At 72.8% G+C, this 12,047-nt stretch carries 11 protein-coding genes; 5 read left to right on the top strand and 6 right to left on the bottom strand.

Features of this window, described 5'->3' with window-relative positions:
• Positions 1-110: 110 nt before the first annotated feature.
• Positions 111-1,247, bottom strand: a complete 1,137-nt coding sequence (locus tag ACZ7CD_RS26935) for a DICT sensory domain-containing protein (protein ID WP_470379961.1) — start codon at positions 1,245-1,247, stop codon at positions 111-113.
• Between the two features lie 165 nt (positions 1,248-1,412).
• Between ACZ7CD_RS26935 and ACZ7CD_RS26930 the strand changes: the two genes are divergently transcribed.
• The 3 genes from ACZ7CD_RS26930 to ACZ7CD_RS26920 all read left to right on the top strand — a co-directional run bounded on the left by ACZ7CD_RS26930 (position 1,413) and on the right by ACZ7CD_RS26920 (position 3,284).
• Entirely contained in the window at positions 1,413-2,201 is a 789-nt protein-coding gene (locus tag ACZ7CD_RS26930; protein WP_470379960.1) for a hypothetical protein, read from the top strand.
• 394 nt (positions 2,202-2,595) lie between these two features.
• Complete coding sequence (locus ACZ7CD_RS26925) at positions 2,596-2,907, top strand: DUF3099 domain-containing protein (protein ID WP_360393021.1); 312 nt, start codon at positions 2,596-2,598, stop codon at positions 2,905-2,907.
• Positions 2,904-3,284: an NAD-binding protein gene (locus ACZ7CD_RS26920; protein WP_470371117.1), complete on the top strand. Its 381-nt coding sequence runs from the start codon at positions 2,904-2,906 to the stop codon at positions 3,282-3,284. Before ACZ7CD_RS26925 ends, ACZ7CD_RS26920 begins: the two co-directional genes overlap by 4 nt.
• A 4-nt stretch (positions 3,285-3,288) precedes the next feature.
• Here the strand turns inward: ACZ7CD_RS26920 and ACZ7CD_RS26915 are convergent, their stop codons facing one another.
• Positions 3,289-4,938, bottom strand: a complete 1,650-nt coding sequence (locus ACZ7CD_RS26915; protein ID WP_470379959.1) for a glycosyltransferase family 4 protein — start codon at positions 4,936-4,938, stop codon at positions 3,289-3,291.
• A 200-nt stretch (positions 4,939-5,138) separates the two neighbouring features.
• Here ACZ7CD_RS26915 and ACZ7CD_RS26910 point away from each other — a divergent pair, with 200 nt between their 5' ends.
• Positions 5,139-6,443, top strand: coding sequence for a nucleotide disphospho-sugar-binding domain-containing protein (locus tag ACZ7CD_RS26910; protein WP_470374899.1), 1,305 nt, complete (start codon positions 5,139-5,141; stop codon positions 6,441-6,443).
• 225 nt (positions 6,444-6,668) lie between these two features.
• Here ACZ7CD_RS26910 and ACZ7CD_RS26905 read toward each other — a convergent pair whose 3' ends face one another.
• Positions 6,669-7,478 (bottom strand): hypothetical protein, encoded by an 810-nt coding sequence (locus ACZ7CD_RS26905; protein ID WP_470379958.1) that lies wholly within the window; start codon positions 7,476-7,478, stop codon positions 6,669-6,671.
• Between the two features lie 138 nt (positions 7,479-7,616).
• On the opposite strand from ACZ7CD_RS26905, the gene ACZ7CD_RS26900 reads away from it, so the two are divergent.
• Positions 7,617-8,867 (top strand): FAD-dependent monooxygenase, encoded by a 1,251-nt coding sequence (locus ACZ7CD_RS26900; protein WP_470379957.1) that lies wholly within the window; start codon positions 7,617-7,619, stop codon positions 8,865-8,867.
• A 227-nt stretch (positions 8,868-9,094) separates the two neighbouring features.
• On the opposite strand, the gene ACZ7CD_RS26895 is transcribed toward ACZ7CD_RS26900, so the two are convergent.
• From ACZ7CD_RS26895 to ACZ7CD_RS26885, 3 genes are all read right to left on the bottom strand, one after another.
• A complete protein-coding gene (locus ACZ7CD_RS26895) occupies positions 9,095-9,877 on the bottom strand; it encodes an ANTAR domain-containing response regulator (RefSeq protein ID WP_360393037.1) in 783 nt (260 codons plus the stop codon).
• A 199-nt stretch (positions 9,878-10,076) separates the two neighbouring features.
• On the bottom strand, positions 10,077-11,117 hold the full coding sequence (locus tag ACZ7CD_RS26890; protein ID WP_360393039.1) for an NAD-dependent epimerase/dehydratase family protein: 1,041 nt from the start codon (positions 11,115-11,117) through the stop codon (positions 10,077-10,079).
• A gap of 36 nt (positions 11,118-11,153) precedes the next feature.
• Complete coding sequence (locus tag ACZ7CD_RS26885; protein WP_470379956.1) at positions 11,154-11,927, bottom strand: DUF1990 family protein; 774 nt, start codon at positions 11,925-11,927, stop codon at positions 11,154-11,156.
• Positions 11,928-12,047 lie beyond the last annotated feature (120 nt).

The following is a 12,047-nucleotide window of genomic DNA, read 5'->3' as shown; positions in this document are numbered from 1 at the left end:
CACCAACGCTAAGCAGGCCCTGCGGGATCTGCACGATGAGCGGAACCAGTCCCGCGGGGCGCCGCCCGGACCGCACCTCGTTCGACGCCGCACAACGGGCGGCAGGCGTCTCAGGCCGGGCGGAGGTGGTCCCACTCGTCGTCGTCGAAACTGCCCGACAGCACCATCTCCCGGTTCTCCGCGGGCCCGCGGGTGCCGAAGACCTCGTCGAGCCGCAGCGGCCGCCGGGTCGTCGCCGCCGTCTGCACCTCCACCCGGACGGGAACGTGCGGGTACGTCTCCTCCAGCCGCCCCAGTGCCTCCGCGGCGTTGTCGGCGATCGACCACACCCGCGGCGCCGGGACCGCGGGCAGCACGAGCAGGAACTCCGTGCGGCTCATCCGCACCGCCCGGTCCACCGGCCGCAGCTCGCGGCGCAGCAGGTCGGCGACGTTGTTCTCGGTGTGCACCGCGGCGCTCGGCCCGTGCAGGCCCTCCACGTCCTCCAGGTCCGGCACCCGGACGCGAATCAGCCCCAGCTCGACGGTGTCGGCGAAGTCCGTGCCGAGCCACGAGTCCAGCGACTCCGGCGTGTGCAGCCCGGTCCACGGGTCGCGCGCGTCGCGCACCTCGTCGGCCCGCCGCGCGGTCAGCCGCTCGACGCGGTCGCGCGCACGGGCCATGCCGGTGACCAGGTGCACCACCGCCGCCTCCGCCCGCCGCTCCACCTCGGTCGCGGGCGGCTCGACCGTGCTCGCCAGCACGTCGTCCAGCCGCCGGCGCACGTCGGGCGGCACCCGGTCGCCCAGCACGTCGCGCAGCCGGACCGCCTCGGCGTAGGCCTCCTCGCGCCGGAACCCCCAGCGGCCGTGGAAGAGCCGCGCCGGCTCCAGCGAGGTGCCGTCGAGGGCCACCTCGCCGAGGTCGGTCGCCACGACGCTCGCACCGAACCGCGCCGACAGCACCACCACCGACCACTCGGCGGCCAGCTCCTCGTCCTTGCGCAGCAGCACCGGCGTGACCCCCGCCGGCAGGTCCGGCCTGCGGTCGGCGACCATGCCCACGACCGTGACCTCCGCCAGCCCGGCGATGCGGCGGTAGACCTCGCTCTCGCGTTCGAAGTAGGGCAGCCGCTGGAACATCGCGATCACCAGCAGCGGTTCGGAGCCGTCGCCCGCGAGCGCGGCCCGTTCCACAGCGTGCGAGGCGATCACCAGCGTGCGCTTGGTCAGCAGTCCCGCCCTGGCGTCCCGTGCTGACGCGTTCACCCACCTGCTCCTGTCGTCGTGGCCCACCTCGGCGGCACTTCGAACCTAGTTCGGGCGCCCCTCCCGGCAGAACTGCACGAACGGGTGACGTCCGGCCGTTGTGCGGGCCGGGCACCGGACCCCGACGATGGAGGTGCAGCGGTTCGCCGAGCGGGGAGGAAGGCAGTGCTGACGACCACGAGGACCGGTACCGGGCTCGGGTGGCGGGTGCTGCTCGCCGTGCTGGCGGCCGGGCAGGTCGTGAGCCCGCTCGTCGTCACCGCGCTGGGCGGCGGGGAGTTCCGCACGTCCGACCGCGCGGGGGAGCCGCCGATCGTGCCCGCCGGGTACGCCTTCTCCATCTGGGGCCTGGTCGAGGCCCTGTGCCTGGGGTACGCGGTGTGGGCGCTGGTCACGAAGGCACCGGGCGGTGAGCTGCGCGACCGGCTGGCGCGTCCGCTGGCGGTGGTGTTCGCCGGGTTCACGGTCTGGCTCGTCGCGGCCGAGGTGGAACCGGTGTGGTCGACCGTGGCCGTGTTCGTCGTGATGGTCGTGTTCCTGCTCAAGGCGTTGCGGCTCGCGCTCGCCCACCGCGCCGAGATCGCGCGCTGGCACCGGTCACCGCGGCTGCTGCTGTGGACCATGCTCGGCGTCTACACCGGCTGGAGCACCGTGGCGATCTGGGTCAACCTCACCACGGCGCTCACCGGGAGCGGGGCGCCGATCGACGGCACCGCCGGTGTCGCCGGCCAGGTCGCGGTCCTCGCCGGTGCGACGGCGACCGCGGTGGCGTTGCTGTGGCGCACCTCCGGGCTGCTGTCCTACGGCCTCGCCGTGGCCTGGGCGCTCGTCGCGGTGGTCATCGCCGCGGCCGACGCCGGACAGCCCGCGCTGGCGGTGGTCGCGGCCGCGGCGCTGGTGCTCGTGGCCGCCGCGACCGCGTGGTTCCGCCTGCGCCGCACCGCCGCGGCGTGACCGTCAGCTCAGATCGCCCCGCCCCGTGCCGGTGCCGCCGGTGAGAACGCCGAGCGTGGCCGCACCGTCGTGGAGCCACACCCGCTAGAGCCCTTCCGGTGCGTCTCCCAGCCCAGTCCGGCCATCTCGCGCGGCGAGCCCGGACCGGCACGCCGCACAGGTGCGCAGGTGGTCCTCAGTCGACCCGCCCGCCGCCCAGGGGGTGTGTTCCACGCGGCCGCGCATCGAAAGCACTCCGTCCGGCGTCGTGTGGAACCGGGCGCCGTGGGTACGACTGACAAGGCCGCCGCAGGCGCACCGACGCGAGCTCCTCCGGGGATCGCCGCAGTGACGCACAAGACACGAACCCGATCGGTCCCCGTGCCGAACCACTAGGAGAACGGAGGTATCGGTTGTGAACTCGCATCGAAGCGAACACCCCGTGCTGATCACCTCGGCGGCGCCGTCCTACTCCGACCAGCTCGCGGCCCGGCGGCGCCGGTACGCGGTGATGATGAGCCTGCGCATCCCGTGTTTCGTGCTGGCCGTGCTGTTCGCGAAGGTCTGGTGGCTCGCGCTCGCCCTGATCCTGCTGTCCGTGCCGCTGCCGTGGATGGCGGTGCTGATCGCCAACGACCGGCCGCCGCGCAAGTCGGAGTCGCCGGAGAAGCTCACGCCGTCCCGCAAGGCGCTCGGCGCGGGTGACGAGAGGCGGGGTGCGCTGTGATCGGGCTGACCGTCGTCGTCGGCTACGGGGACGCCGCGCTGGACGTCTTACGCCACTTGCCGTTGCGCCACGGGCACACCGAGGTCGTGGTGGTCGACCCGGACGCGGTCGCGCTCACCGGCGCGCTCGCCAACGGCGCCAGGGCCACCCGCGGCGACGGGCGCGACATCTGCGCGTTGCGGCACGCCGGGGTGCCGTTCGCGGGACGGGTCGTCGTCGCCGTGCCCGACGACCTCGACGGGTTGCAGATCACCCTGGCCGTCCGCAGCCTCAACCGGACCGCGATCATCGTCGCCGCGGTCCGCGACCCGGCCAACCAGGACCTGTTCAGCAGGCTGGGGGCCGACGAGGTGTTCGTGCGGGTCAGCTCGGCCTGACCGGTCAGCCCGCCAGCCGGCGGTAGAGGTCCGCGAACGGTTCCGCGACCGCGTCGATGGCGAACCGTTCGCGCACGGTCGCCCGCCCGGCCACCGCCACCGGTGCCGCCGCCGCGCCGAGTCCGACGACGTGGGCCAGCCCCGCACCGAGCGTGCGCGCGGTCGAGGTGTCGACGAGGAACCCGTTGCGCCCGTGGTCGAGGTAGCAGTGCATGCCACCGCGCTGCGGACCCACCGCGAGCAGCCCTGCCTCCATCGCCTCCAGCACGGCGATGCCGAACTCCTCCTTCACGCTGGAACACGCGTAGACGTGCGGTCCGCCGGTGGCCGCCAGCTCGTGCTGCAACCGCCGGACGTCGTCGTTGGACCACGCGGGAAGAACCGCGATCCGGCCGCGTGCCGACGGCGTGGACTCGGCCAGCGCCAGCACTTCGTCGAGCACGGCCTGTTCGTCCGGCGTCCGGTCGGTGCGGGAACCACCGATGACCACCAGCGCGGTCCGCTCGTGCAGACCCGCCTCCAGCCACGCCCGCACCAGCAGCGGCTGCTGCTTCATCGGGTGCAGCCGCCCCACGTTGAGCAGCACCGGCAACCCGGCGGCCGAGTCGTCGAGCCGGGGGAGCGCGGACGGCCCGAACAGCTCGGCGACCAGCGAGCGGTCCGCCGGCGCCGGTGGTGGCGCGATGCCCTCCTCCAACGCGCACAACGCCGCCGCGTCCAGCTGCGGGAAGTGCGCCAGGACCTCGTCCTGCCGGCCACCGATGGTGATCACCTGGTCCGCGCGTGCGACGAGGTGGTCGGCGGCCCACACCCGGTGCAGGTCGAACCGCATCGCCGCCACGTCCGCGGTGCCGTCGAGGTGGCGTTCGGCGAGGTGGCGGTGCGGGTCCGGGGTCACGGTGAACACGAGCCGCGCCCCGAGCAGCCGCGCGGCGTCGGCCACGGCGAGGGACCCGTCGTCGGAGTAGCGGACGTGCACGACGTCCGGCGCCAGACCGCACCGCAGCAGCAACCGGCTGAGCCACCACGTGATCCCGGCCCGGTGGCGGGCCATGTCCGGCTGGACGAGCGCGACCGGCGAGTCGACCGGGACGTGCACCGTCCAGTGGTCGAGCCCGGCGTGCCGCGTCACCGTCACCGCCGTCGGTTCCGGCGCCAGCACGACGGTGACGACCCGGCCGACGTCCGGCCGCCGCACCAGCGCGTCCGCCAGTGACGACAGGAACACGGTGAGCCCGCCGCTCGCGCCCTCACCCGGCCGAGCCGTGCCGCCGATGAGCATCGACTGGGCGATGACCGGCCCGTCCGCCGGCGGTGCCACCGGCAGCGCGAGGTCGTCGTGCAGCAGGTCGAGCATCAGCTTCTCGTAGGGGGACCGCGGAGAGGCGTCGACCGGCTCGCCCAGCGCGTCCAGGTACCGCCACAGCGCCGGGCCGCGGAGGAGCGCCCGTGCCTCGTCGGGGGTCAGCGGGGTGAGGCGGTGCAGCGTGGCGGCGTCGAGCAGCCACGTGCCGAGCTCGCCGTCCTGAGTGGACCGCAACGCGTGCCGCAGCCGCGCGGTCACGGCCGCTGCGCCGTGTGCCCGCACGATCGCGGGGAGTTGTTCGCACAGCAGGGAGAAGAAGGCCGGGTCGCTCGTCAGTGCCGCGACCACGGACTCGGGGGCCGGCGCCGCAGCGGTGTTCTGCCGGGCTTCCAGCGCTCGCTGAACCTCTGGATGTGTCCGCACACCCGGTGTTCGAACCGGGAGGCGCGTTCGGATCGAACAACTTCCGAGTTCTGCCAAGGAGGAGGAGGAGCCAGGTGCCGCGCTTTGTCGTTGTGAGTCCCCCTTTCCGCTCGCACGCCCAGCCCATGTCGGTGTTCGCCACCGCGCTGGCCGCGGCAGGTGCCCGGGAGGTGACGTTCGCCTGTGGCGCGGAGTTCGCCGACCTGGCACGCGATGTTCGTTTCGCGGCAATGAGGACGACCCGCGAGTCGAACAGCGGCATCGCCGAGAGGACCGCGCAGGACGCCCGCGCGGCCCGTGGTGTGACCGACTTCCTCGAAGCCACGAAAGGAGGTGCGGTCGCGGCCCTGCTCGCGCAGACCCGGCGGCGCAGGACGGAGCCGCTGACCGCGCCCGCCCAAGTGCTGCAGGACATCCGCGCACTGCACGAGGACGTGCGACCGGACTTCTACGTCGTCGACCAGATCGACTACGCGACCACGCTCGCGTTGCACGCGCTCGACCTGCCGTTCGTGTCCTACGTCACCGGGCACCCGACCTACCTCGTCACGCGCGACGACCAGTTCTTCGGCCTGCCGCAGCTGTGGCCGTCCGCGGTGCGTCCGTCACCGGCCGAACTCGCCGAGCTGGCAACAGAAGTGCGGCTCACCGACCGCGCCCTCACCGCCGCGTTCGCCGAGTTCCTGGCCGAGCACGCACCGTCCAGGCCGGTGCCGCCCCGCGCGTTCGCCTCGACCTCCTCCCACGCCGCCGTCGTGAACTACCCGCACCTGCCTTGGCTTCCGCCGCTGCCGTCACCGCAACAGCAGGTGTTCCTCGGCCACTGCACCACTCCCGAACCGCTCGACGACACCTGGCTCGCCCGCGTCCGCGGCCGCCGCGTCCTGCTCGTCGCGCTGGGCACGTTCCTGTCCGCACGCCACGACGTGCTGCGCACGGTGGTCCGCGGCGCCCTGCAGGTCCCGGACCTGACCGTGGTGGTCGCCGCCGGCGGCCGCGTCGCTGAACTTGCCGACCTGGCAACGGATCCACGCGTGGTCATCGAGTCCGTGGTCCCGCAGCGCGCGTTGCTGCCGCACGTCGCCGCGATGGTCCACCACGGCGGCAACAACTCGTTCACCGAATGCCTGCAGGCGGGGGTTCCCGCGGTGGTGCTGCCGTTCTCCAGCGACCAGTTCTGCATCGCCCACGACGCGGAACGGGCGGGCGCGGGCGTGTGCCTCGACCCCAACGCCGCCACCCCCGAGGACGTGACGAAGGCGCTGCTGTCGGTGCTGGACCAGCCCGAGCCGTTCGCCTCCCTGCGCGCCGCGGTCCGCGCGGCCGGTCCGGACCGCGGCGCCGCACAGCTGCTGGAGGTCCTGGCGCGTCATCGCTCGTCCGCGAGCCGCGCGGCGGCCCCACGGCCGGACCACGGCTCGCACCGGTGACAAGACACGCCTCGGCGTCCATGCGATCCATGGTTGCCCGGCCCTGCCAGGCCTGCATGATGAGCGTCGTGTGATCCCAGGTTCCGGGTTTCGCATGTCCGAGGAGTCGCGTTGTCCCGCTCCACCAGCCAGGCGGTCCCTCCACGCACCAGATCCGCGCCGAGGGCGGCGCTCGGGGGCGTGTCGGTGAGGGGCGACGTGGTGGCGATGGCGTACCTGCGGCGGTCAGACCTCCGGCAACAGGGTTGCGCCGCCGGGGTAGTGGTCCTTCCACCTGTGGAGGATCATCCGCGCCTGGAACAGGTCGTCGTGCTCGTACAGGTGGGAGGACGGCAGGAGTTCGTCGTCGGTCGGAAGCGAGGTCCGCATCCCCCACCGCTCGACGAGCGTGCGACCGTCGGGCTGGAGGTACCTCTTCTCGCTCCAGCCCGAGGTCTCGGTGAAGCTCTTGTGCTCGTCGCGCACCGGCCATCCGAGGGTGATCACCGGGTTCCAGCGCCGGTCCCACCAGGAGCCGTCGTTGTTGGGGCGCGTTCGCGGCGGTATGCGCGTGATCTGGAGCGCTCTGAGCAAGCGCGCACCGTCGACCGGCCCAGGCCGCATCACGAGTGTCTCGCCGTCCAGGCCCGGACGAGTCGTGAGCCAGGTGGCGAGGGCCAGCGGGTCCATCAGCGGAAGTGCCAGGTACTGCCGCTGTCGTTCCTGTTCCTGCAGCTTGCGAGCCGCTTCCAGCGCGGGCGCGGCCGCTTTCCGCTCTTCGCTGTCCGCGACGGCGCACGAGGTGCACAGCAACGGGTCCGCGTAGATCGGAGCATGGCGGCTGCACAGGGGTCTTCGGCACCGAACGCACGCCCCGATCGCTCTGATGCCGCACTGGCACGACTCGGGTTGAACGTTGATGCCGCCGTGGACGACGCCGGCCTGCAGCGCGGTCCCGTAGTTCGTGCCGGAGAAGTTGTTCCCGGTGACTTCTCGTGCGTGCTGCTGGGGAGATGTCCCGGTGCGGTTCGGTTCCTCGGGTTCGGCAGCGCTCAACGGGCCACTCCGCTCTCGCTCGGATTCGCCTGGCTCGATCTGGATCGGAGGCACGGCATGCGTCGTTACCTCCGCCCGTCATGCAGGCCTGAGCCCACCTCACCAGATTCCGCAGGTAGTCAGCCACGGGAGCTTTCGATGGTCGAACAACGCGCAACCGACTGCGTCGTCGCCGGCGGTGGGCCGGCCGGTGTGGTGCTCGCCCACCTGCTGGCCCGCACCGGGCTGAGGGTCGTGCTGCTGGAGGCGAAGAAGGACTTCAACCGCCGGTTCCGCGGCGACACGCTCGCCCCGGCGGTGCTCGACTACCTCGACGAGCTCGGGCTGGCCGACGAGCTGCTGCGGACCATCCCGCACACCACGGCCCGCACGTTCGACTGGCACACGGCGAAGAAGACGTACACGATTGCCCGCTACGACAAGACCAGCGCCAAGTACCCGTACTACGCGCTGATCCCGCAGGCGTTGTTCCTGCCGCACATGGTCGGGCTCGCGAGCGCCTACGACGGCTTCGAGGTGCGCATGCAGGCCAAGGTGAGCCAGCTGCTGCGCGACGACACCGGACGCGTGTGCGGTGTGCAGTACGCCGACGCCGACGGACGGCACGAGCTGCGGGCCCGGCTCGTGGTGGCCGCCGACGGGCGCAACTCCAGGGTGCGGGTGCTCGCCGAGGCGCGGACCATCGAGCTGGGGGCGAGCCTCGACCTGCTGTGGCGGGAGTTCCCGCGCCGCGGCGGCGATCCGGCGTTGTCGGGGTTGCAGCTGTTCGGGCACCGGCTGGGCACCATCGCCGTGCTCAACCAGCTCGACCGGTGGCAGGTCGGGTTCACCATCGAGGCCGGCTCGTTCCCGCGGTTCCGCGAGGAGGGGGCCGGGCCGGTCGTGGCGGCGTTGCGGGAGAGCCTGCCGTGGCTGGGCGACCGGGTCGACGCCGTCGCCGATCCGGGGGAGTTCACGCTGCTGCCGGTCCGGATCACGGCGGTCGACCGCTGGTACCGGCCGGGGGTGCTGCTCATCGGCGACGCGGCGCACGTCATCTCGCCGGTCGGGGGCAACGGCATCAACTTCGCCATCTGCGACGCCGCCGAGACCGCGAACCAGGTCGTGCCGGTGCTGCTCGACGGCGGGACCGATGCCGAGCTCGACGCGGCCTGCGCCGAGGTGGAGGTGCGGCGGCGGCCGCCGGTGCAGGCCGAGCAGGAACGGCAGGTGCGCATCGAGCAGAGCAGTGCCAAGCGGTTGCGGCGCGGGCTCGACGGGCCGGCGCCGGTGCTGCGGCTGGTCGCCGCGGTCAAGCCGCTCGCCACCCTGTTCGGGTCGCTCAACGCCAGGCACGTCATGGCGCCGTCCGACGTCGTCCTGCGCCGCGAGGTGCCGGTGCGCGACTGACGGTGTCGCCGAGCGGCGCGCGTGGTCGTAGGCGGCGGTGGTGCGTGTGCTGTGAGCGGCCATGCGCTTGCGCAGCAACCACGCCGGCACCAGCCACAGCAGCACCCGCGACGCGCAGCACCGGTGACCGAGAGGTCCTCTGTGGACCGTGCGCCGTGACCGGGCAGGTCCTGCGTGAGCGTGCGGTACCCGGCCTCGGTGAACGCGGGCAGCACCGGGAAACCCGGTCAGGCCTTGCGGACGGAGCTGAGCAGCTCGTGCACGACCTCGCGCAGCTTGGTGTTCTGCTCCTGGGAACGCTTCACCAGCAACGCGAACGCCTCGTCCGCACTGCACCCGTGCAACGCCATCAGCATGCCCTTGGCCTGGTCGATCTCGGCGCGGGAGAACAGCGCCGTCTCCAGCTGCGTGACCCTGGAACGGGTGTCGTGCCACAGCCGGGCGTTGGTGATCGCCGCGCACGCGGCAGTGGTGAACAGCCGCACCACCCCTTCGTCGAACGGGTCGAACGCGCTCGCCGTGGCGCTGTAGATGTTCAGCGAGCCGAGCAGCTCGTCGCCGTTCGTGCTCGTCACCAGCATCGGCACGGCCAGGTGGGCGCTGATGCCCAGGCGGTGCGCCGCCTCCTCGAACTCCGGCCACACCTGCTCGTGCTCACCCACCACCGCGCGGACGGTCTCACGGGCGTGCGCGGCCTGCAGGCACGGACCGCGTCCGGCGGCGTACTGGGCCTGGTCGATCTCGGCGAGGTGCTCGTCGGTCGCGGCCTCGGTGTGGCTGCCGCTGTCGGTCACCACGGTGATCGTGACGCCGTCGGCGTCGTGGAAGGCCTGGACGGCGCTGTGCGCCACGCGGTCGAGGACGGCGCCGAGCGGCTCGGCGAGCGCGAAGACGTCGCGCAGCGCCTCCAGCGCGACGGTGGCCTCGTCCAGCCGTTCCAGCGTGCCGGGCCGGCCGACGAGCAGCGACTCCTGCTCGCCGCCTGCGCCGGGCTCCTCGGGTCTTCCCATGTTCGGCCACTCCCTGTCGGCGCCACCGGAGGTGGCTGTGATCCACCGAACCGGATAGTAGCGCCGTTCGTACCAGGTGGGACCCCGCGGAGCCGTGCGCTACCGCCTGCGGGTGACGACCCCCGACAGCGTGCCGGCGACGACGGCGGCCACCAGGAACCACGCCGGCCTGCGTGTCACCACATCCCCCTGTGCCAGGTCAGGAAACCGGGGACTCCGTCTTGAACCGGTCGCGGCGCAACGCCGGACTCGGCAGCGCCGTCGCCTCCGCGAGCCCCGCGAGCTGCTCCCGCGCACAGGCCGCGCTGGACTTGCGCGGCACCCACCCGAGCTCGGTGCGCGCCCGTGCGGTGTCGACGAGCGGCGAACGCGTGCCGACGTCGAACCAGCCCGGCGACATCCGCAGCACCCGCAGCCGCCACAGCAGGCTCACCAGTGCACGCGCGATGCCCGGCCGCACCGGCACAGCGCGCGCACCGGCGGTGGAAGCCAGGTCGGTGACGTCGAGGGTGTCGGCGGCGATGTTGAACGGCCCGCGGGCACGGGTCTTCAGAATCCGCACGATCGCGTCACCCACGTCGTCGGCGTCCACCAGCTGCACCCGCAGCGAGGACGGCAGCGGCAGCAACGGCAGCTTCCCCCTGCGCAGCAACCCGAACAGCTGCCGCGGCACGACCGGGTCGAGGAACAGCGCCAGGAAGCTCGCCGACGCACCGGCCTGCGCCACCAGCGCCGGCCGCACGAGCGCCACCGCGATGTCCGGGTTCTCCTGCGCGAACCGCGCGACCTCGCTCTCCACTTCGGACTTCCCCGCGCCGTAGCTGGAGCCGGGAATGCCCGTCGTGGCGGCACTTTCGTCCACCGGTGCCGGCGCGGGCGCGTAGGCCGCGATCGAGGACCCGTGCACGACCTGCCGCACACCGGCCCGCCGCGCCGCCCTGAGCACCGCGGTGGTGCCCTTGAAGTTGGTGCGCTGCAAGCGTTCGCCGTCGCGCACCGGCTGGAACATCCACGCGAGGTGCACGACGGCGTCGGCGCCGCGCATCGCCTCCTCCAGCACGTCCGGCGCCGAGTCGCCGGCCAGGTCGCACGCCACCCAGCGGACCGCGGCGTAGGGTGCGACGGCATCCGGTGGCCTGCGGCAGACGCCGATCACCTCGTGGTGGGTGCTGTCGGCGGCCAACGCGCGCACCAGCCCGGTGCCCACGTTCCCCGACGCACCGGTGATCACGACCTTCACGATCGACCTCGATCCGCCTCGGCGTCCACTTCCGTCCTACGGCGTGTACCCGTGCGACCTCCCGGTATGCGCCACCACCTCGTCCGGGTGCGAATCCCGCGCGCCGTCCAGCACGGCGACCGCCCAGGACGACTCCGGCCCGCTCTCGACCGGCACCTCCACCAGGCCCTCCCCGCTCACGGCCGGGCTCACCCCGGTCTCACGGGCCCGTTCGGACAGCTCCCGCAGGTTCGCGCCGACCGCCGTGTAGAACCGGTGCTGCGCGCCCCGGCCGAACACCGCCCACCCCAGCCGCACCAGCGGGTGCGCCCGCGGGTTCACCTGGTTGTAGCTGTTCACCTCCAGGGTGACCACACCGGACTCCAGGTGCTTGACCACGCGGTAGTCGACCCGTCCCCGTTCGAGGTGCCCCTGCAGCGTCTCGTAGCTCCAGCCCCAGCTGTACCGCACACCGTCCTCGTCGAACGCCGTCTCGGTGATCCGCACGCCCATCAGGAACCGGGCGAACGCGAACCGGCCCACGAGCAGCAGGTTGCGCCCGAGCAGCGGTTCCTCGGGCACGTAGTGGGCGCGCAGGAGCTTCTTCGGCGTGAACGTGTACGCACCCAGCTCGCGGCAGGCGTGCCACCACAGCGACCCCTCCTCCGGCCGTCCCGCCGGGTCCTGCCCGAGCACGAACCGGTGGTGGTCGAAGTGCCAGGTGGACGCCCGGATCTCGGCCGGGTCGTAGTTGAGGCTCTTCTCCCGCAACCCGAGCACGACCTCGCGCACCGGCACGTTCCCCGCCCGCATCAGGCGCATCGTGGGCATCTCCTCGGCTCGTCCTGGTCGGCCGGACGCCTGCGGGTACCCGCTGCCCGCCGAACGACTCGGCTTCGCGCCAGCGGGTGCACCGGCTACCGTCGAAGATCCACACCCGAGCCCGGAGGA

The organism is Lentzea sp. NPDC036949, from assembly GCF_055608075.1.
Note: the sequence above shows the minus strand (reverse complement) of the source record. Positions and strands in the feature narration are given on the sequence as shown.